Genomic DNA, 17,937 nt, shown 5'->3' with positions numbered 1-17,937 from the left:
AATCGGTATCGCTGAAAAAGTCCATTACTGGGCTGACCTTCATTCGCGACAGCGACATCAACAGCGAGTTCTTCACCAAGAACGCGGCCAACTACGGCGGCCTGATCGAGTTCTACCGCAGCCCGGCACGCGTGGCCTGGACGCCCACCGGCAACAACGTGCCCGACTACCCCAAGCTGGCGCAACTGTGGTGGAAGAACGTGGCCACCGCCGTCACGGGCGAAAAGACCCCGCAGGCCGCGATGGACAACCTGGCCAACGAAATGGACCAGGTGATGGCGCGCCTGGAACGCGCGGGCATGGCGCAATGCGCACCCAAGCTGAATCCGAAGAGCGACCCCAGCAAGTGGCTGTCGGACCAGCACGCGCCGTGGAAGAAGCTGGCCAATGAAAAGCCCAAGGGCGAGACGATTGCCTATGACAAGCTGCTGTCGGCGTGGAAGGAGGGCAAGGTGAGGTAAGGCTGCAACCCGTAGTCAGACCTTCAGCAACGGCCATGACGGCGCATCGCAGGCGCGTCGTCATGGCCGTTCGCAGTTAGCATGTCAGGCTTCCCGTTGATTGCCTTCGATATGCTGATGCGTTCTTCTTGCTTGACTGCCTTGTCGCGCCTGGCGCGCAATCGTGTTTTTGCACTGGCCTTGCTGTCGGCAGCCGGCGTTGCGGGTTCCGCAAACCCCCCCCCCCCCCCCCCCTCCCCCCCCCCCCCCCCCCCCCCCCCCCCCCCCTCCCCCCCCTCCCCCCCCCCCCCCCCCCCCCCCCCCCCACTGCCGCATGTGCGGCGCGAACCTAGCAGCCGAGCAGACGGCTGCCGAGGTAGGTCTGGATCTGGTCCAGGGAGACGCGCTCCTGCTTCATGGTGTCGCGCTCGCGCACGGTCACCGCGTTGTCGTCCAGGGTGTCGAAGTCGACGGTGACGCAGAACGGGGTACCGATCTCGTCCTGGCGACGGTAGCGGCGGCCGATGGCGCCCGCGTCGTCGAACTCGATGTTCCAGAACTTGCGCAGGTCGGCGGCGAGGCCCTTGGCCTTCGGCGACAGCTGCGCGTTGCGGGACAGCGGCAGGACGGCGACCTTGACCGGGGCCAGGCGCGGGTCGAAGCGCATCACGGTGCGCTTCTCCATGACGCCCTTGGCGTTCGGGGCCTCGTCCTCGTTGAACGCGTCGAGCATGAAGGCGAGCATGGCGCGGTTGACGCCGGCCGCCGGCTCGATGACGTACGGGGTGTACTTCTCCTTCGTCTCCTGGTCGAAGTACACGAGCTCCGTGCCGGAGGCGGCGGAGTGGGCCTTGAGGTCGAAGTCGGTGCGGTTGGCCACGCCTTCGAGCTCGGAGAACTCATTGCCACCGAAGTTGAAGCGGTACTCGATGTCGGCGGTGCGCTTCGAGTAGTGGGACAGCTTCTCCTTCGGGTGGTCGTACCAGCGCATGTTCTCCTCGCGCAGACCCAGGCCGCGGTACCAGTTCCACCGCTCCTGCATCCAGTACTCCTGCCACTCGTCGTCCTCGCCCGGCTTGACGAAGAACTCCATCTCCATCTGCTCGAACTCGCGGGTGCGGAAGATGAAGTTGCCGGGGGTGATCTCGTTGCGGAAGGACTTGCCCATCTGCGCGATGCCGAAGGGGGGCTTCTTGCGCGAGGTGGTCATCACGTGGCCGAAGTTGGTGAAGATGCCCTGGGCCGTCTCGGGGCGCAGGTACGCCTTCGAGCCGGTGTCCTGGGTCGGGCCGAGGTGGGTCTCCAGCATGCCGGAGAACTGCTTGGGCTCGGTGAACTGACCCTTCACGCCGCAGTTGGGGCAGTTGATGTCGGCCAGACCGTTGGCGGGCACGCGGCCGTGCTTGGCCTCGTACGCCTCTTCCAGGTGGTCGGCGCGGTGGCGCTTGTGACAGGAGGTGCACTCGGTCAGCGGGTCCGAGAAGGTGCCGACGTGACCGGAGGCCACCCAGACCTCGGGGGCCAGGATCACGGAGGAGTCGAGGCCGACGATGTCCTCACGCCCGGTGACCATCGCCTTCCACCACTGGCGCTTGATGTTCTCCTTGAGCTCGACACCGAGCGGACCGTAATCCCAGGCAGCCCGAGAGCCGCCGTAGATGTCACTGCACGGGAAAACGAAGCCACGGCGCTTGCTCAGGCTGACGATGGTTTCGATCTTGTCGGCGGCCACGGTGCTCTCTTCATTTACGAGGACGAACGGCGAAGCCCCAAGGTTACCGGCGCCCGCACCCCCCCTTTCAAATCGGGACCCCCCTCCTCCGGCCCTCCGCACCCCTCCCACCAGGGTTTTTGACAATCGTTTCCATCTTTGATGAAAATGGATGTCATGAACGTACGACGACGCCTCATACCGACCGCCGCCCTCGCCGGAGCCGTGGCCCTCGCCGCCACGGCCCTCACCGCCTGCTCGGGCACGGCCGGAGCCGCCGGCTCCAAGGACGGCAAGCTCGACGTGATGGCCTCGTTCTATCCGATGCAGTTCCTCGCCGAGCAGATCGGCAAGGACCACGTGAAGGTCGACACCCTCACCAAGCCGGGCGTCGAACCGCACGACCTGGAGATCACCCCGAAGCAGACCGCGCAGCTCGGCGAGGCCGACGTCGTCCTCTACCTCAAGACGCTGCAGCCCGCCGTCGACAAGGCCGTCGCCCAGTCCGGCGTGAAGAACATCGTCGACGCCGCCACCCTCACCAAGCTGGAGGTGCACGGCACCTCCGGCCACGACGACCACGACCACGCGGCCGAGGAGGGTCACACCGAGGGTGACGGGCACGACCACAGCCACGGCGAAGCCGGCGAGGACCCGCACGTCTGGCTCGACCCGGTCAAGTACGCGGAGATCGCCAAGGGCGTCGGCGCGGCCCTGGAGAAGTCCGACCCCGACCACGCGGCGGACTACAAGAAGAACACCGACGAGCTGGTCGCCAAACTGGGCGCGCTCGACACCGAGTTCAAGGACGGCCTGAAGAACACGGCCTCCAAGACCTTCATCACCACCCACTCCGCCTTCGGCTACCTCGCCGAGCGCTACGGCCTCGACCAGGAGGGCATCTCCGGCGTCGACCCCGAGTCCGAGCCCAGCCCGGCGCGGATGAAGGAACTGCAGTCCCTCGCGAAGCAGGACAATGTCTCGACGGTGTTCTTCGAGACCCTGGCCAGCGACAAGACGGCCAAGACCCTCGCGGCGGACACCGGCCTGAAGACCGACGTCCTGGATCCCCTGGAGGGAATCACGGACAAGTCCCAGGGCGCTGACTACTTCGAGGTCATGCGGGCCAACCTGAAGAACCTCCAGAAGGCACTCGGCACCAAGTAATGGCAACAGCAGTAGCGGCAACGGAGGCGCGAGCCATGGAGTCCAAGCCCGGCCAGGCCCTGGACCAGCCCGTCATATCCCTGCGCGGGGCCACGGCCTCGCTCGGCTCGCGCCCCGTGCTGCGCGGCATCGACCTCACCGTCCGCAGCGGTGAGGTCGTCGCCCTGCTCGGCGCCAACGGCTCCGGCAAGTCCACGGCCGTCCGCGCCGTGGTCGGCCAGGTCCCGCTGAGCGACGGCGCCCTGTCCCTCTTCGGCACCGACTTCAAGCGCTTCCGCGACTGGTCGCGCATCGGATACGTGCCCCAGCGCACCACCGCCGCCAGCGGGGTCCCCGCCACCGTGCGCGAGGTCGTCTCCGCCGGCCGGCTCGCCCGCAGCCGTTTCGGCTTCCTGCGCAAGGCCGACAAGGCCGCCGTGGAGCACGCACTGGACCTGGTCGACATGGGCTCCTACGCCGACGCCTCCGTCAACGCCCTCTCCGGCGGCCAGCACCAGCGGGTGCTCATCGCCCGCGCGCTCGCCGGCGAGCCGGAGCTGCTGATCATGGACGAGCCGATGGCCGGCGTGGACCTGGCCAACCAGGAGGTCCTCGCGAACGCCCTGCGCAGCCAGGTCGCCACCGGCACCACCGTGCTGCTGGTCCTGCACGAGCTGGGCCCGCTGGAGCCGCTCATCGACCGCGCCGTCGTCCTGCGCGACGGCTGCGTCACGCACGACGGCCCGCCCCCGGAGGCCCTGGGCCAGCACGCACTGCCCGGCCACGACCACGTACACCCCCACTCCGCGCACGACGCCGAGCCCCTCCGGACGGGACTGCTGAGCTGATGGACCTCCTGAACTACGCCTTCATGCAGCGGGCCCTCATCGCCGCCGCCCTCGTCGGCATCACGGCCCCCGCGATCGGCACGTACCTCGTCCAGCGCCGGCAGGCCGTCATGGGCGACGGCATCGGGCACGTGGCGATGACCGGTGTCGCGCTCGGCTTCCTGCTCAACACGAGCCCGGTGTGGATGGCCACCCTCGTCGCGGTCGTCGGCGCGGTCGGCATGGAGCTGATCCGCTCCCGCGGCAGGACCAGCGGGGACATCGCGCTGGCCATGCTCTTCTACGGCGGCCTGGCCGGCGGCGTCATGATCATCAACCTGGCTCCGGGCGGCTCGACGGCCAACCTGACCAGTTACCTGTTCGGCTCCATCACCACGGTCTCGGCCGAGGACATCACCGCGGTCGTGATCCTCGCCCTGTTCGTCGTCGCCGTCACCCTGGGCCTGCGCCGGCAGCTGTTCGCGGTCTGCCAGGACGAGGAGTTCGCCCGGGTCACCGGCCTGCCGGTGCGCCTCCTGAACCTCCTGATGGCCGTCACCGCGGCCGTCACCGTCACCGTCGCGATGCGCATCGTCGGCCTGCTGCTGGTCAGCGCCATGATGGTGATACCGGTCGCGGCCGCCCAGCGCGTCACCCGCGGGTTCACCGCCACCCTGACGGTGGCCATGGTGATCGGCGTCCTGGTCTCGCTGTCCGGCACGGCCGCCACCTACTACATCGACGCTCCCTCCGGCGGCACGATCGTGCTGCTCGCCATCGCCGTCTTCATGGTGATGACGGCGGTGTCCACGCCGCTGGCCCGGCGCCGGGCCAGGGCCGCCCGCGCCGCCGAGGAAGTCTGTACGCGGGACGACGTAAAGGTCTGAAGACCTCGGGCGGTCGGCCGCCTGGCACAATGGGCCGCAGCCGAGACGAGGAGGAACCGGTGGCGACTGCGCCTGGCGAGATGAACACCGCGCCAGTACGAGGACGATCCACCCGGCAGCGGGCCGCCGTGGCGGCCGCGCTGGACGAGGTGGACGAGTTCCGCAGTGCCCAGGAACTCCACGACATGCTCAAGCACCGTGGCGATTCCGTGGGCCTGACCACCGTCTACCGCACCCTGCAGTCCCTCGCGGACGCCGGCGAGGTCGACGTGCTGCGCACCAGTGACGGCGAGTCCGTCTACCGGCGCTGCTCCACCGGCGACCACCACCACCACCTGGTCTGCCGCAAGTGCGGCAAGGCCGTCGAGGTGGAGGGCCCGGCGGTGGAGAAGTGGGCCGAGGCCATCGCCGCGGAACACGGCTTCGTGAACGTCGCCCACACGGTGGAGATCTTCGGCACCTGCGCGGACTGCGCGGCGGCCGCCGCCTAGAGCCGGCGCAGGTTCCGGTCGAGGACCGCGCGCAGCCGCTCGACGTCGGCGGGCTCCTCGGCTCCCCGCTTGGGCAGTACCGCGATGCAGGTCGCGCGCGGGCCCCCGAGCAGGACGAAGAGCTCCGGGGTCTCGGCGTAGCGCGTGTAGAGCTTCCAGTCCGCGGTGTGCGACATGCTCTCGCCCGTGGTCGCGAAGCCCCGCTCGTCCACCACCGTGCGGCACAGCCCGTAGTGGGACGCCACGGCGTGGAGCCGGCGCGCCATCGCACGCCGGCCCCGTACCCCTCCGAAGGCGCCGGTGCCCGCGGCGAGCACCGCGGCGACCGCGACGACGGCCGGCAGCATGCCGCGGAGCAGTCCGTACACCGCCACCAGGACCATGCTCGTCAGCGGGATCAGGAGCGTCTCCGCCCGGCCCGAGGCCGTCCGCAGGGCCCGGATCCGGACGGCCGCCCGGCTGTCGGCGAGCTCCGGCCGGTAGACGAGGACGGCCTGCTCGGTGCGCTGTTCCTGATCCCCACCCGTGTTCATGGAGCAGGAGCCTAGACGAGGCTCAGGCGGTGGTTCCCTCCGCCTGGTTCGGGACCGCGCCGCCGAAGCGGCGGTCGCGCTGGGCGTACTCGTAGCAGGCCGCCCAGAGGTCCCGGCGGTCGAAGTCGGGCCACAGGGTGTCCTGGAAGACCATCTCGGCGTACGCGCTCTGCCAGATCAGGTAGTTCGAGGTGCGCTGCTCGCCGCTCGGGCGCAGGAAGAGGTCCACGTCCGGCATGTCCGGGTAGTACATGTACTTCGCGAAGGTCTTCTCGTTGACCTTCGAGGGGTCCAGCTTGCCGGCGGCGACGTCGCGGGCGATCGCCTGCGCCGCGTCCGCGATCTCCGCGCGGCCGCCGTAGTTGACGCAGAAGTAGAGGGTCATCGCGTCGTTGTCGACGGTCTGCTCCTGTGCGACCTGGAGCTCCTGGACGACCGACTTCCACATCTTCGGCATGCGGCCGGTCCAGCGGATGCGGATGCCCAGCTCGTTCATCTCGTCGCGGCGGCGCCGGATGACGTCCCGGTTGAAGTTCATGAGGAAGCGCACCTCGTCGGGCGAGCGCTTCCAGTTCTCCGTCGAGAAGGCGTACAGGGAGAGGTTCTTGACGCCCATCTCCAGGCAGCCCTTGAGCACGTCGAGTACGACACCCTCGCCCACCTTGTGGCCCTCGGTGCGCGGCAGCCCGCGCTCCTTGGCCCAGCGGCCGTTGCCGTCCATGACGATCGCAACGTGGTTGGGGATGAGGTCACCGGGGATCTTCGGCGGACGCTCACCGGAGGGGTGCGGCTCGGGAATCTTGTACTCGCGGCGAGAGCGTCCCAGAATCCCGCGTCGTGCCATGTGCCCAGCTCCTATTTCTCGACGTACCGAAGGGAGCGTAGCCCGCGCTCCAGATGCCAGTGCAAGTAGGCGGAGACCAGGCCGCTGCCTTCCCGCACGTGACGCGCCTCGCACGCGTCGGCATGTCCCCAGTCGCCCGTCAGCAGCGCGCTGAGCAGGGCGATGGCCTCCGACGAGGGTACGACGCTGCCGGGAACGCGGCAGTCGCCGCATATGACCCCGCCCGCGGCGACGGAGAAGTGCCGGTTGGGTCCGTGGAGTCCGCACTTCGCGCAGTCGTCGAAGCTGGGCGCGTAGCCGTTGACGGCGAGGGAGCGCAGCAGGAAGGCGTCGAGGATGAGGTTGGGGGCGTGTTCGCCGCGCGAGAGGGTGCGCAGGGCGCCGACGAGCAGCAGGTACTGCTGGACGGCGGGCTCGCCCTCGTGGTCGGTGAACCGCTCGGCGGTCTCCAGCATCGCGGTGCCGGCGGTGTAGCGGGCGTAGTCGGTGACGATGCCGTTGCCGTACGGGGCGATGATCTGGGTCTGCGTGCAGAGCGGCAGGCTGCGGCCGATCAGTTCGCCGCTGCGCGAGAAGAACTGCACGTCGGCGTGGGAGAAGGGTTCCAGCCCGGCGCCGAACTTGGACTTGGTGCGCCGGACGCCGCGGGCGACGGCCCGGACCCGGCCGTGGCCCCGGGTCAGGAGCGTGATGATGCGGTCCGCCTCACCCAGCTTCTGGGTGCGCAGCACGATGCCGTCGTCGCGGAACAGACTCATGGTCTCCATTGTCCCGTACGCCACCGACAGGACGGACTCCCGCGACCGGCTCCCGGAGCCGCCTCCCCGAACGGCAGCGCCCCCCGCCGGGCACGAGGCCCGGCGGGGGACACCCCTTGGGAGGATCAGGCGGTCGGCGCCGGGGCGGGCTCGCCCTCGCCCGCCTGGGCCGGAACGGCTGCCGCGGGCTCGTCGTCCGCCGCCACCGGGGCGTCGGCCTTCGGAGCCACGGCCGGGGCATCGGCCGGGGCGTCGTGCGCACCGTCCTTGCCCAGGCCGTTGAAGATCAGGTTCAGGACGATCGCGGCCGTGGCACCGAGCGTCACACCGCTGTTGAGGAGCGAGGAGAGGTCCGCGTTCATGTGGTCCTTGAAGAGGACCGGGACGGTGGCGGGGAGGAGCGCGAAGGCCAGGGAGACACCCACGACGAGCGCGTTCTTCTCCTCCTTGAGGTCCACCTTGGCGAGGGTCTGGATGCCCGCCAGGGCCACCATCGCGAACATCACGGTCGCGGCGCCGCCGAGGACTCCGTGCGGGACGGCGGCGACGATCGCGGCGGCCTTGGGGATCATGCCGAGCACGATCATGAAGACGCCCGCGGCGACCACGACGAAGCGGCTCTTGACCTTGGTCATGCGGACCAGGCCGACGTTCTCGGCGAAGGCCACGTACGGGAAGGAGTTCAGGACGCCGCCGAGGGCGGTCGCGGCACCGTCGGCACGCAGGGCGCGGGCCACGGTCTCGCTGTCGATGTCCTTGCCGACGATGTCACCGACGGCGTAGGTGTCACCGGTGGTCTCGACCATGGTGATCAGCATGACGATGAGCATCAGCACGATCGGGAACCACTCAAACTTCGGCGCACCGTAGTAGAACGGGGTGGTGATGCCGATCCAGTCCGACTTGCTCACGTCGCCGAACTTGGCGTCGCCGAGCAGGAAGGCGACGGCGGTGCCGCCGACGAGGCCGAGCAGGATGGAGATGCTGTTGAGGAACGGCCGGCCGAGCTTCATCAGGATCAGGATGAAGAGCATGGTGCCGCCGGCGTAGGCGAAGTGCTTCGGGTCACCGAAGTCGGGGCTGCCGAGGCCGCCCGCCGCGTCGTTCAGGCCGACCGGGATCAGCACGATGCCGAGGACGGTGATGACCGTTCCGGTGACGACCGGCGGGAAGAGCCGCATGATCGTCCGGAAGGCCTTGGGGGGCAGCCAGGCGAAGGCGAAGGTGGCGATGCCGGCCGTGATGACCGCGCCGTAGATGACGAGCAGGCCCGCCGTCCCGCCGCCCGCTCCGAGACCGATGGCGATCATCGGGGAGACGGCGGTGAAGGTGACGCCCTGGATCAGGGGCAGCCGTGCACCGACCCTGCCGATGCCCCACGCCTGGATGATCGAGGCGATACCGCAGGTGAAGAGGTCGGCATTGATCAGGTAGACCAGCTGCTCGGTGGAGAGCCCGAGGGCGCCACCGACGATGATCGGAACGATCACCGCACCGGCGTAGAACGCGAGTACGTGCTGGAAGCCGTACAGCGCGAGCTTGGGGAGGGGGAGCACCTCGTCGACCGGGTGCGTGCTCTGCTTTCCGGTGGCGGAAAGCGGTGCGGCGACACGTGCCATCTCTGCCTTGCCCTTCAATGAGGTAGGTAAACGAGAGGAAGCGGTAGGAAGCTGGTTGTCCCTGGCGAAGTGGGTCGTTAACCCGTTGATCCGTCAGGGCGGTCAGGACGTTGACGAGAATCGAAGCTCCGCGGTGTTACCGGCGGCGTCTCCTCGTGTGACCGGAATTGAACGCCTGTGGGGCCGCTCACAGATATCGTCGACTTCTACAAAATGTTGACTGTGCGGCGTGCAGGATCTGGAGATTTCTCCAGTGGCGGAGCCCCTCCGGCGTCGACTATGGCCAACGCTTCGCGAAATCGGCGCTTCCGGCTGCGCGAACGCGAAGGACGTACGCGGTGACGTGCTGGTTCACGCTCCGCAGGCCGTTCGGCCGCGCAAAGCAGAAGGCTCCGCTCCGTCCGTCCACCTGGTGGAAACACCCCGTACGGACGCCGTGCCTCCGCGGTTCACGGCACGCGGAAGGATCTCGGAATCGGGGGGCGAGGCCCGATCGTTACCTCGGAATGTGCCGTTTTCGCCCACGCCTTGAGACACGGCCCTCATGGCTGCGCCCCCGACCCGTGGTGCCGGGGCGGGGGCGCCCGAAGCCCGTACGCACGGGTCCGGTCCCGGCTCCTACGGCGCCCGGACCGCCGACAGCAGCCGTGCGACCTCGTCCGCGTCGATGCGCAGCGCCGAGCCCACGGTCGCCAGCACCTCGCGCTCCGCGGGGATGTACGGGCCGTCCGCCAGCGCGACGCGGGCGCCCTGCAGCAGGATCGATGCGCGGCCCGGACCGGCCAGGTGCGGGGCGAGCGGCTCCAGGGCCTCGTGCAGTTCGATCGAGAGCGCGGCGCCGTAGCAGTCGGGGCCGTCGTAGAGCCCGAGCCGCCCCTCTTCGGCGGCCAGTCCGTCGACGAGGGACTCCAGCTGCTCCTCGGTGCAGTCCTGGAACCCGGCGGACCGTACGGCGCCCACGGCGGCCTCCAGCGCACTGCGCGAGGCCGTCCCGCCGGCGGCCAGCACGGCCAGCGTCACGGTGTGCACGGCGTCGCGCAGCAGCGTGGAGAAGCGGGTGGTGGTGAGGTGGTCCAGGACCTCGGTGCCGAAGCGCTCGCGGCAGCCCTGGCACTCGACGACGGGGCCCGCCTGCCCGCGGGGCAGCAGCGGCACGCCGAGGACGGTGAAACGTCGGCGCCCCGTGCGCCGGCGGTAGTTGCGGTCGCCACCGCAGTCGGGGCAGAAGAACTCCCCGTCCCCCACGGTGCTCCAGGTGGTGCGGATACCCCAGACCGTCAGCTTCCGGCCGTCCCCACCCCGAACTGGCAGCACGTCGCACCTCCGTCACCTTCCGGCAACATCGCCGGGTTGGCGTGATGTTAGCCACATCGGTGAGGATGCGTCAGTCGTGTGACAAGACAACATCGCCCGGCCGTCGTACTTGGCCGATCTGCGCCCCTGCCCGAATCCGGTCCCGTACCGCCTCCGCACCCGGCCCCACCTGCCCGCCGAGGCCCGCCGCCGGCTCCGGGAACGGCAGAACCCCGCCCCTCCCGGTGGGGAGGAACGGGGCTGCGTTGCGTACGGTCAGCGGCCCGCGCGGTTGACGGCGGAGATGACCGCCTTCAGGGAGGCGCGGGTGGTGTTCGCGTCGATGCCGATGCCCCACAGGACGCGGCCGTCGATCGCGCACTCGATGTACGAGGCGGCGACGGCGGAGGCGCCCTCGCTCATGGTGTGCTCGGTGTAGTCCAGCAGGCGGGCGTCGATGCCGATGGCGGCCAGCGCGTCGAAGAAGGCCGAGATCGGACCGTTGCCGGTGCCGTTCAGCACGGCCTCGACGCCGTCCACGACCGCCTCGACGGTCAGGGTGTCGGTGCCGTCCTTGTCGGTGGCGGTCGAGCCGGAGCGCAGCTGGATGCGCCCCCACGGGTTTTCCGGGTTCGGCAGGTACTCGTCCTGGAAGACGTCCCAGATCGCCTTCGGGGTGACCTCTCCGCCCTCGGAGTCCGTCTTGGCCTGGATGATCCGCGAGAACTCGATCTGCATGCGGCGCGGCAGGTCCAGCTTGTGGTCGTTCTTCAGGACGTACGCGATACCGCCCTTGCCGGACTGCGAGTTGACCCGGATGACCGCCTCGTAGGAGCGGCCGACGTCCTTCGGGTCGATCGGCAGGTACGGGACCGCCCACTCGATGTCGTCGACCGTCTTGCCCTGGGCGGCCGCGTCGGCCTCCATGGCGTCGAAGCCCTTCTTGATGGCGTCCTGGTGGGAGCCGGAGAAGGCGGTGTAGACGAGGTCGCCCGCGTAGGGGTGGCGCGGGTGGACCTCCATCTGGTTGCAGTACTCGCTGGTGCGACGGATCTCGTCGATCTGCGAGAAGTCGATCTGCGGGTCGATGCCCTGCGAGAACAGGTTCATGCCCAGCGTGATCAGGTCCACGTTGCCGGTGCGCTCGCCCTGCCCGAACAGGCAGCCCTCGATGCGGTCGGCGCCGGCCATCAGGGCCAGCTCGGCGGCCGCCACGGCGGTGCCGCGGTCGTTGTGCGGGTGCACGGAGATGCAGATGTGCGCGCGGCGGGTCAGGTTGCGGGCCATCCACTCGAAGCGGTCCGCGTGGGTGGAGGGCGTCGAGCGCTCCACGGTGGCGGGCAGGTTCAGGATGATCTCGCGGCCCTCGGACGGCTGCCACACGTCGCAGACGGCCTCGCAGACCTCCAGGGCGAAGTCCAGCTCGGTGTCGGTGAAGATCTCCGGGCTGTACTGGTAGCCGAAGACGGTGTCCGCGCCCAGCAGCTTGTCCGCGTACTCCATGACCAGGCGGGTGCCGTCGACGGCGATCTGCTTGATCTGCTCCTTGGAGCCGCGGAAGACGACCCGGCGGAAGGTGGGCGCGGTGGCGTTGTACAGGTGCACGGTGGCGCGCTTGGCGCCGATCAGCGACTCGACGGTCCGCTCGATCAGGTCCTCGCGGGCCTGGGTCAGTACGGAGATGGTCACGTCGTCCGGGATCGCGCCCTCTTCGATGATGGAGCGCACGAAGTTGAAGTCGGTCTCACCGGAGGACGGGAAGCCGACCTCGATCTCCTTGTAGCCCATGCGCACCAGCAGGTCGAACATCTCGCGCTTGCGGGCGGGGGTCATCGGGTCGATCAGCGACTGGTTGCCGTCGCGCAGGTCCGTGGAGAGCCAGCGGGGGGCCTTGGTGACGCGGGCCTCGGGCCAGGTGCGGTCCGGGATGTCCACCTGCTCGTACGAGCCGTACTTGTGGATCGGCATCCCGGAGGGCTTCTGGGCGTGGGTCGCGTTGGTGATGGGCGTGGGGCGACCGACAAAAGGCTGCTGGCTCATGGCGTTGGGCTCCTCGCGTGTCCGCGTGTAGTTCGCTGGGACGGCCGACGGCGGTCGTAAAAACCGCAACACCAAACTCCGCGGGGAGGGGGTCGGCCTACGACTACAGGCCCTCGCCGCGGCAGCTAAGGAGGAGCAGCCCGAAACGCATGATGGGCCGAGCCTAACCGAGCCGCCCCGTATTGCGGGGGCTGTTTCAGTATGCAAGACCGGCAGGTCCGTTTTGCACCCTTTGTGAGCTATGACTCTTCATCTCTTACAGGTCGGACCCTATGTCCGTTTGATCCGTCAATGCGCTGCGGACGCTTTCAGACGACCGAATGAATCATGGTCGCTGGTAGTGACACGGACATCACCCACTGCCACATTGCCGGGCATGGATGCCTACCTCACCCCCCGCCACCCCGTCTTCTGCACCGTGGTGCCGCCGCACCTCCTCGACAAGATCGCGCAGTCCGAGGACCCCGCCCGCGCCGCCGCCGCGCGGCGGACCCTGGAGCTGGACGCCTCCCACCGGGTCCGGCGGCTGATGGCGGTGCTCCCGCCCGCCGTGGAGACCCCGTCCGAGACCCCCGCGCGGACCATTTACGACGCGGAGCACAAGACCCGGCTGCCCGGGAAGAAGGTGCGCGGCGAGGGCGAGGAGGCCGGCCAGGACGCCAGCGTCAACCGTGCCTACGCCGGGCTCGGGGCCACCTTCGAGCTCTTCCTCAAGGGCTTCGGCCGTCACTCCATCGACGACGCAGGCCTGCCGCTCGACGCCACCGTCCACTACGACCGGCTGTACAACAACGCCTTCTGGGACGGCAGCCAGATGGTGTTCGGCGACGGCGACGGGGACCTCTTCCTCGACTTCACCGTGTCCGTGGACGTCATCGGGCACGAGCTGACCCACGGGGTCACCCAGCACACCGCCGACCTGGAGTACTACGGCCAGTCCGGCGCGCTCAACGAGTCCATGTCCGACGTCTTCGGCTCCCTCATCAAGCAGTACTCGCTGGACCAGACCGCCGAGGAGGCCGACTGGCTGATCGGCGCCGGACTCCTCGGTCCCGCCGTGGACAGCGGTTTCGCCCTGCGGTCGATGAAGGCGCCCGGGACGGCGTACGAGGACGACGAGCTCGGCAAGGACCCGCAGCCCGCGACCATGGACGACTACGTCCGCACCTCCCGCGACAACGGCGGCGTGCACATCAACTCCGGCATCCCCAACCACGCGTTCTACCTCGTCGCCACCGAACTCGGCGGCAAGGCCTGGGAGCGCGCCGGACGGATCTGGTACGACACCCTGACCGGCGGGGAGCTGGGCCCCAAGGCGGACTTCGCCCGGTTCGCCGCCCTGACGACCGCCGCGGCCGTCACCCGGTACGGCGAAGGCGGCGCGGAACACCAGGCGCTGCAGAAGGCGTGGTCGACGGTCGGCCTGGGCTAGACCGTCTCTCGCTCGGGACGCGTGGGCCCGGGGGCGCGGGGTAGAAGGCCGGTCATGCGGATTCAGGTGGTGCGGACGGGCGGCTTCGCTGGGATCGAGCGGCGGGGCGAGGTGGACACCTCGGGCCTGCCCGACGAGGCCGAGTGGCAGGCGCTGGCCCAGCTGGCCCTGCGGCCCGGCCTGCCGCGCGATCCGGCGGACCGGATCCGGGACGGCTTCTCGTACCGGATCACGGTGGACGACCGGACGGTGCTCTGCCAGGACCCGGACCTCTCCGACGCCCAGCGCGCGCTGATCTCGCGGGTGCTGAAGGAAGGCGCCTGAAGAAAGGCACACGAGGGAAGGCGCACGAGGGAAGGCACCCAAAAGAAGGTGCCTGGCCAGGGGCCCATTTGCTTGGATGCCCGGATGACCACTTCTTCCGACATGCTGCCCGCGCTGGAGCGCTACTACGACACGGCGCCCCGGGCGGGCGGGGCGCGGGCCGAGGACTTCGGCCCGCTGACCCTGTTCGTCCAGGAGAGCGACGGCTGGCCCTACTACGCGCGGCCCGCGCTCGGCGCCGCCTCGGCCGAGGGCGTCCGCGTGGCCGACGTGGAGCGGGTGCTGGCCCGGCAGCGGGAGCTGAAGGTCCCCGAGGCCTTCGAATGGGTGGCCGAAACCACCCCCTCGCTGCGGGCCGCCGCGGAGGCCGCGGGGCTGAGCGTGCACGCCCATCCGCTGATGGTCCTCGACCCCGCGGCCGTACGGCTCCCCGCACATCCGGACGTACGCGTACTCGGCGCGGCCGACCCGCTGCTGCGCCCGGCCGTGACGGTGCCCATGCTGGCCTTCGCCGCTCCCGGCACGGCGGTGGGCGAGGCGGGCCCGGCGGAGCTCGCGGCGGCGGAGCAGGACCCGGCCTCCGAAGGCCGCCGGCTCCGGGTGGCGGGGATGATCGAGTCGGGCCGTACCGCCCTGGCGGCGGCCGTGCGCGACGGCGTGGTCCTGTGCTCCGGCCAGTACGTCCCGGTCGGCGACGTCGCCGAGGTGGTCGGGGTCGGCACCCTCCCCTCGGCCCGCCGCCAGGGCCTGGCCCTCGCGGTGACGGCGGCCCTGGTCGCCGACGCCCTGGCCCGCGGAGCCCGTACGGTCTTCCTCTCGGCGGGCGACGAGGACGTGGCCCGCCTCTACGCCCGGCTCGGCTTCCGCTCCGTGGGCACGGCCCTGATCGCCGACCGGCCGCTGTGATCCGCCGCGTGCGCTGACGGGCCGGGGCGGCCCGCGGCGGCCCGCGCAATTCCGGGTCGGCTTTTTTGCGGGAACGGCAAGGACGCTTGGCCGGCCCGGAGGTCCGGGCGGAGCATCGGAGGCACGGGCATCCGTACCCGTAACCCGTACCGAACGGAAAGAGTCCGCCATGGCGCACGCGCACGACCAGCACTCCCCCTCCCCCGGGACCGGCTTCGCGGGCGAGGAGTTCTGGGACTCCCGCTACCGCGAGAGCGAGCGGATCTGGAGCGGGGAAGCCAACGTCGTGCTGGCCCGGGAGGCCGCCGCGCTCGCTCCCGGACGGGCCCTTGACCTCGGCTGCGGCGAGGGCGGCGACGCCGTGTGGCTCGCGCGGCAGGGCTGGCACGTCACCGGGACGGACATCTCCGGGGTCGCCCTGGAGCGGGCCGCGGCCCACGCCGCCGGGGCCGGTGTCGCGGACCGCACCGCGTGGGAGCGGCACGACCTCGCGGAGTCCTTCCCGGCCGGGGAGTACGACCTGGTCTCCGCCTGCTTCCTGCACACCTTCGGGGAGTTCCCGCGGGAGCGGATCCTGCGCCGGGCCGCCGCGGCCGTGGCCCCCGGCGGGACCCTGCTCGTCGTCGGGCACGCGGGCTGGGCCTCGTGGCAGGAGGACCGCCCGGAGGTGGACTTCCCGACCCCGGACGAGGTCCTCGCCCAGCTGGAACTGGAGGCCGGCGCCTGGGAGGTCCTGCTGGCGGAGGAACACGTACGGGTCCAGAACCAGCCTGACGGCCGGCCCGGGACCCGTACGGACAACGCGCTGAAGGTGCGGCGGCGCGCCTGACCTTCTAGAAGCCGAGCTTGCGGAGCTGCTTGGGGTCGCGCTGCCAGTCCTTGGCGACCTTCACGTGCAGGTCGAGGAAGACGGGCGTGCCGAGCAGCGCCTCGATGTGCTTGCGCGACTTCATCCCGACCTCCTTCAGGCGGGCGCCCTTCGGGCCGATGATGATGCCCTTCTGGCTCGGCCGCTCGATGTAGAGGTTGGCGTGGATGTCCAGCAGGGGACGGTCCGCCGGGCGGTTCTCCCGGGGGATCATCTCCTCGACGACCACGGCGATGGAGTGCGGGAGCTCGTCCCGTACGCCTTCCAGCGCGGCCTCGCGGATCAGCTCCGCGACCATCACCATCTCGGGCTCGTCGGTGAGGTCGCCCTCCGGGTACAGCGGCGGGCTCTCGGGCAGCATGGGAGCGATCAGGTCGGCCACCAGCTGGACCTGGCTGTCGCCGACCGCCGAGACCGGGACGATCTCGGCCCACTCAAAGCCCAGTTCCTCGGCCAGCTGGTGCACGGCGAGGAGCTGCTCGCCCACCACCTTGGACTCGACGAGGTCGGTCTTGGTGATGATGGCGATCTTGGGGGTCTTCTTGATCCCCGCGAGCTCCTTGACGATGAACTTGTCACCGGGGCCGAGCTTCTGGTCCGCGGGCAGGCAGAAGCCGATCACGTCGACCTCGGACCAGGTCGCGCGCACCACGTCGTTCAGCCGCTCGCCGAGCAGCGTGCGCGGCTTGTGGAGGCCGGGCGTGTCGACCAGGACGAGCTGGGCGTCGGGGCGGTGCACGATGCCGCGGACGGTGTGGCGGGTGGTCTGCGGCCGGTTGGAGGTGATCGCGACCTTGGTACCCACGAGCGCGTTGGTCAGGGTCGACTTCCCCGCGTTGGGACGGCCGACGAAGCATGCGAAGCCCGCACGGTGCGGGCTGGTGGTCTCGGGGGAACGATCGCTCATACGGGCCATTCTCCCCGATGCGGCTCCCAGCGCCGACCAGGCCGCCGCCACGAGGGCGAGAGCGGCCGCGAGCAGGCCGTTCAGGGCGGGGTGCGCGGCGTGTCCGGCGGTGGCCCGGGCAGCGGTCCCGTCGGCCCGCGCCACGACCGCGACCTCGGCCCATTCCAGCGCGGGCGCGTCCGCCCAGTGCGCGGTGAGCCGGACCCGCTGCCCGGGCAGCAGCTCCGCGGGCAGGCCGGTGAGGGGGCGGGAGAGCAGACCCCGGCCGAGGGTCCCGGAGGCGGTCAGGGTGGCTCGGGGGCGGAGGGTGACGTTGCCGAGGTTGTGGAGCGTGTACGAGATCTCCGCGCCGACGGCGCCGCGGCGGGCGGTGCGGAGCTCCTCGACGGCCAGGGCGGGCGCGGTCGGACCGGTGACCCGGAGGTAGAGGCGGGCCGCGACGGCCTGCTGGACGGCTATGCCCCCCGCCGCCGCTTCGGCCGGCCGGTCCTCCAGGGCGACGACCGCGCCGGGGTGGTCCCCCGGTTCGGCCCGGTCGGGGACGGTGAGGGTGAAGCCGACGCTCACCGCCGTCCTCGCCGGGACGGTGATCCGCTCGCGCGCCAGCGCCGTCCAGGCGCCGGTGGCGGTGCGCGGCTCCTCGGGCCCGCGCAGGGCGAAGCCGCCGTCGCGGGCGGTGTTGTAGGCGTCGGCGGCGTAGAGGCGGAAGGTGCGGGGGCGGTCGGTGCGGTTGGCGATGGTGACGGAGTCGGTGACGGCCTGGCCGGGGGCGGCGGCGAGGTAGAAGTACGGGCGCTGCCCGAGGGTGTTGGCGGTGGGCAGCACGGACCACTGCCCGTTGTCGGCGGCGCCGGCCGTCCCGGCCCCGCCGAGCAGCAGGATGCCGAGCCCGACGAGCAGGCCGACGACCG

17 protein-coding genes are annotated in these 17,937 nt (G+C 70.3%); 9 read left to right on the top strand and 8 right to left on the bottom strand.

Annotated elements, in window-relative coordinates; translation table 11 throughout:
* The coding region (locus tag ACZ60J_RS36555) for a hypothetical protein (RefSeq protein WP_469688483.1) at positions 1 to 461 on the top strand (461 nt) is incomplete at its 5' end.
* A 328-nt stretch (positions 462 to 789) separates the two neighbouring features.
* Here the strand turns inward: ACZ60J_RS36555 and ACZ60J_RS36550 are convergent.
* A complete protein-coding gene (locus ACZ60J_RS36550) occupies positions 790 to 2,172 on the bottom strand; it encodes a glycine--tRNA ligase (RefSeq protein ID WP_469688482.1) in 1,383 nt (460 codons plus the stop codon).
* Between the two features lie 156 nt (positions 2,173 to 2,328).
* Between ACZ60J_RS36550 and ACZ60J_RS36545 the strand changes: the two genes are divergently transcribed.
* From ACZ60J_RS36545 to ACZ60J_RS36530, 4 genes are read left to right on the top strand one after another with little or no spacing between them, the layout of a single operon-like run.
* Entirely contained in the window at positions 2,329 to 3,318 is a 990-nt protein-coding gene (locus ACZ60J_RS36545) for a metal ABC transporter substrate-binding protein (RefSeq protein WP_469688481.1), read from the top strand.
* Positions 3,319 to 3,353: 35 nt separating this feature from the next.
* Positions 3,354 to 4,145 carry a metal ABC transporter ATP-binding protein gene (locus ACZ60J_RS36540; protein ID WP_469688480.1) on the top strand — a complete coding sequence of 264 codons (792 nt, stop codon included), beginning with the start codon at positions 3,354 to 3,356 and terminating at the stop codon, positions 4,143 to 4,145.
* Positions 4,145 to 5,011, top strand: a complete 867-nt coding sequence (locus tag ACZ60J_RS36535) for a metal ABC transporter permease (RefSeq protein ID WP_469688479.1) — start codon at positions 4,145 to 4,147, stop codon at positions 5,009 to 5,011. The genes ACZ60J_RS36540 and ACZ60J_RS36535 overlap by 1 nt, the downstream gene beginning before the upstream one ends.
* 59 nt (positions 5,012 to 5,070) lie before the next feature.
* Positions 5,071 to 5,502, top strand: coding sequence for a Fur family transcriptional regulator (locus tag ACZ60J_RS36530; protein ID WP_356515456.1), 432 nt, complete (start codon positions 5,071 to 5,073; stop codon positions 5,500 to 5,502).
* On the opposite strand, the gene ACZ60J_RS36525 is transcribed toward ACZ60J_RS36530, so the two are convergent.
* The 6 genes from ACZ60J_RS36525 to leuA form a co-directional block, all read right to left on the bottom strand.
* Positions 5,499 to 6,035, bottom strand: coding sequence for a YcxB family protein (locus tag ACZ60J_RS36525; protein WP_469688478.1), 537 nt, complete (start codon positions 6,033 to 6,035; stop codon positions 5,499 to 5,501). The genes ACZ60J_RS36530 and ACZ60J_RS36525 overlap by 4 nt on opposite strands.
* Before the next feature lie 22 nt (positions 6,036 to 6,057).
* Positions 6,058 to 6,879: an isoprenyl transferase gene (locus ACZ60J_RS36520; RefSeq protein ID WP_469688477.1), complete on the bottom strand. Its 822-nt coding sequence runs from the start codon at positions 6,877 to 6,879 to the stop codon at positions 6,058 to 6,060.
* A gap of 11 nt (positions 6,880 to 6,890) precedes the next feature.
* Positions 6,891 to 7,637: a DNA repair protein RecO gene (recO, locus tag ACZ60J_RS36515; protein WP_250754311.1), complete on the bottom strand. Its 747-nt coding sequence runs from the start codon at positions 7,635 to 7,637 to the stop codon at positions 6,891 to 6,893.
* A gap of 125 nt (positions 7,638 to 7,762) precedes the next feature.
* A complete protein-coding gene (locus ACZ60J_RS36510) occupies positions 7,763 to 9,256 on the bottom strand; it encodes a nucleobase:cation symporter-2 family protein (protein ID WP_469688476.1) in 1,494 nt (497 codons plus the stop codon).
* A 618-nt stretch (positions 9,257 to 9,874) separates the two neighbouring features.
* On the bottom strand, positions 9,875 to 10,570 hold the full coding sequence (locus ACZ60J_RS36505) for a TerB family tellurite resistance protein (RefSeq protein ID WP_469688475.1): 696 nt from the start codon (positions 10,568 to 10,570) through the stop codon (positions 9,875 to 9,877).
* A gap of 255 nt (positions 10,571 to 10,825) precedes the next feature.
* The gene (leuA, locus tag ACZ60J_RS36500) at positions 10,826 to 12,589 is read right to left on the bottom strand and encodes a 2-isopropylmalate synthase (protein WP_469688474.1); all 1,764 of its coding nucleotides are present in this window, start codon (positions 12,587 to 12,589) and stop codon (positions 10,826 to 10,828) included.
* A gap of 376 nt (positions 12,590 to 12,965) precedes the next feature.
* Here leuA and ACZ60J_RS36495 point away from each other — a divergent pair, with 376 nt between their 5' ends.
* The 4 genes from ACZ60J_RS36495 to ACZ60J_RS36480 all read left to right on the top strand — a co-directional run bounded on the left by ACZ60J_RS36495 (position 12,966) and on the right by ACZ60J_RS36480 (position 16,080).
* Positions 12,966 to 14,021: a M4 family metallopeptidase gene (locus ACZ60J_RS36495; protein WP_469688473.1), complete on the top strand. Its 1,056-nt coding sequence runs from the start codon at positions 12,966 to 12,968 to the stop codon at positions 14,019 to 14,021.
* A gap of 54 nt (positions 14,022 to 14,075) precedes the next feature.
* A complete protein-coding gene (locus tag ACZ60J_RS36490; protein ID WP_469688472.1) occupies positions 14,076 to 14,345 on the top strand; it encodes a protealysin inhibitor emfourin in 270 nt (89 codons plus the stop codon).
* Positions 14,346 to 14,429: 84 nt separating this feature from the next.
* Entirely contained in the window at positions 14,430 to 15,251 is an 822-nt protein-coding gene (locus ACZ60J_RS36485; RefSeq protein ID WP_469688471.1) for a GNAT family N-acetyltransferase, read from the top strand.
* A gap of 169 nt (positions 15,252 to 15,420) precedes the next feature.
* Positions 15,421 to 16,080: a class I SAM-dependent methyltransferase gene (locus tag ACZ60J_RS36480; protein WP_469688470.1), complete on the top strand. Its 660-nt coding sequence runs from the start codon at positions 15,421 to 15,423 to the stop codon at positions 16,078 to 16,080.
* A 4-nt stretch (positions 16,081 to 16,084) separates the two neighbouring features.
* On the opposite strand, the gene era is transcribed toward ACZ60J_RS36480, so the two are convergent.
* Positions 16,085 to 17,035: a GTPase Era gene (gene era, locus ACZ60J_RS36475; RefSeq protein ID WP_469688494.1), complete on the bottom strand. Its 951-nt coding sequence runs from the start codon at positions 17,033 to 17,035 to the stop codon at positions 16,085 to 16,087.
* Between the last annotated feature and the right edge of the window lie 902 nt (positions 17,036 to 17,937).

The sequence above is a fragment of the Streptomyces sp. NPDC104226 genome (assembly GCF_055584085.1).
Note: the sequence above shows the minus strand (reverse complement) of the source record. Positions and strands in the feature narration are given on the sequence as shown.

What these genes read in the sequence shown, in the direction of transcription:
- ACZ60J_RS36485 (WP_469688471.1), top strand. Translation starts at nt 14,430, where the DNA reads ATGACCACTTCTTCCGACATGCTGCCCGCGCTGGAGCGCTACTACGAC.
- era (WP_469688494.1), bottom strand. Translation starts at nt 17,035, where the DNA reads ATGGCCCGTATGAGCGATCGTTCCCCCGAGACCACCAGCCCGCACCGT.
- leuA (WP_469688474.1), bottom strand. Translation starts at nt 12,589, where the DNA reads ATGAGCCAGCAGCCTTTTGTCGGTCGCCCCACGCCCATCACCAACGCG.
- ACZ60J_RS36510 (WP_469688476.1), bottom strand. Translation starts at nt 9,256, where the DNA reads ATGGCACGTGTCGCCGCACCGCTTTCCGCCACCGGAAAGCAGAGCACG.
- ACZ60J_RS36525 (WP_469688478.1), bottom strand. Translation starts at nt 6,035, where the DNA reads ATGAACACGGGTGGGGATCAGGAACAGCGCACCGAGCAGGCCGTCCTC.
- ACZ60J_RS36540 (WP_469688480.1), top strand. Translation starts at nt 3,354, where the DNA reads ATGGAGTCCAAGCCCGGCCAGGCCCTGGACCAGCCCGTCATATCCCTG.
- recO (WP_250754311.1), bottom strand. Translation starts at nt 7,637, where the DNA reads ATGAGTCTGTTCCGCGACGACGGCATCGTGCTGCGCACCCAGAAGCTG.
- ACZ60J_RS36495 (WP_469688473.1), top strand. Translation starts at nt 12,966, where the DNA reads ATGGATGCCTACCTCACCCCCCGCCACCCCGTCTTCTGCACCGTGGTG.
- ACZ60J_RS36520 (WP_469688477.1), bottom strand. Translation starts at nt 6,879, where the DNA reads ATGGCACGACGCGGGATTCTGGGACGCTCTCGCCGCGAGTACAAGATT.
- ACZ60J_RS36490 (WP_469688472.1), top strand. Translation starts at nt 14,076, where the DNA reads ATGCGGATTCAGGTGGTGCGGACGGGCGGCTTCGCTGGGATCGAGCGG.
- ACZ60J_RS36480 (WP_469688470.1), top strand. Translation starts at nt 15,421, where the DNA reads ATGGCGCACGCGCACGACCAGCACTCCCCCTCCCCCGGGACCGGCTTC.
- ACZ60J_RS36545 (WP_469688481.1), top strand. Translation starts at nt 2,329, where the DNA reads ATGAACGTACGACGACGCCTCATACCGACCGCCGCCCTCGCCGGAGCC.
- ACZ60J_RS36535 (WP_469688479.1), top strand. Translation starts at nt 4,145, where the DNA reads ATGGACCTCCTGAACTACGCCTTCATGCAGCGGGCCCTCATCGCCGCC.